Origin of the sequence: Geobacillus sp. DSP4a, from assembly GCF_013096875.1 — a bacterium.
Taxonomy (GTDB): domain Bacteria; phylum Bacillota; class Bacilli; order Bacillales; family Anoxybacillaceae; genus Geobacillus; species Geobacillus thermophilus.
Map to the genome: position 1 here is coordinate 1 of NZ_SDLD01000138.1, position 1,033 is coordinate 1,033.

The window sequence follows — 1,033 nt, forward strand, 5'->3', positions numbered from 1 at the left end:
GAGGATTTATCTCGTTTTCAAACATGAAAGTGGTGCAGGGAATCATCAAAAAAAGGGATGTATGGATCATATATCCATAGAACTAACACCAAAATCAAAGTTGATTTCCAACCATCACGGATTCAGGTCTCTCTAACCATGGAAATTATTGTAATGAAAAATGCTCATCTACAGCCTTAATTTTTTTGTAAGTGTTAATGTTATTTTTTGAAATCCTCCCTCTAGAAATGTTGATCTATCAAGGCTTTTCGGCCTCTCAGGGGTGTCCAAAAAATATTTTTCGACAAAATCCCTTACATCCTTTTTCAGTTTTGTGGATATCTTACAGACCTAGGGTGCGCTTCGCGGCCACGGCTGGTTATATTTTCCTGCCGTGGGGGGAAGCATATTCGATGCACCCTTTGGATCTCCGCGTCGCTGATGAGGACGAACCCTCCCATGTCTCCGGGCGTCTTGGCGCCAACATTCCCTCGTTCGGTCTCGTCATCAGGCGGAGGCCGGCCAAGCTCCTTTAGGGACTCAAGGTCGAATGGATGAAATCACGCCAGCTTCTCCGGTGTCATCCTGTTGTCCAACGATTCTTCCGTTCGCAGGGGGAGGCCTTAGGCCGCCCGTTGCACCTGGGACAAGACGTCCTGTTTCATTCGCTCCGCGTCAAACGCTTGTTTCTTCGTACAAATCGCAAACAGCACATTCAACAGCTTCCGGCACAAGGCGACGATGGACTGCTTTCCGGTCAGCGGATTGACGGATCGGGTCGTATAATACTCATGCAACTCGCGAAACGCCTCGTTATGCCGAATCAGCGGAATCATCGCCCGAAACAGCACCGATCGCAGCCGTTTCCGTCCCCGTTTGGAGATGTGCTTTTGCCCTTTGCGCTGGCCGGAGGAATTCTCCTTGAGTGTCAGGCCCGCCAACTTCACCAATTGGCGCGGGTCCCGATAATGGGCGAAGCTGCCGATCTCCGCCAGCAGATCGATGATCGTGGCGTCTCCCAACCCGTCGACCGTTTTCAACCATTGGTACTCCA

The 1,033-nt window shown here is 50.3% G+C and carries 1 protein-coding gene; it reads right to left on the minus strand.

Going from position 1 to position 1,033, the window contains the following annotated elements; all coding sequences use genetic code 11:
- Positions 1-602: 602 nt before the first annotated feature.
- Positions 603-1,033 (minus strand): transposase (locus tag ETC02_RS16670; RefSeq protein ID WP_171698453.1); only part of this gene is annotated, 431 nt, incomplete at its 5' end.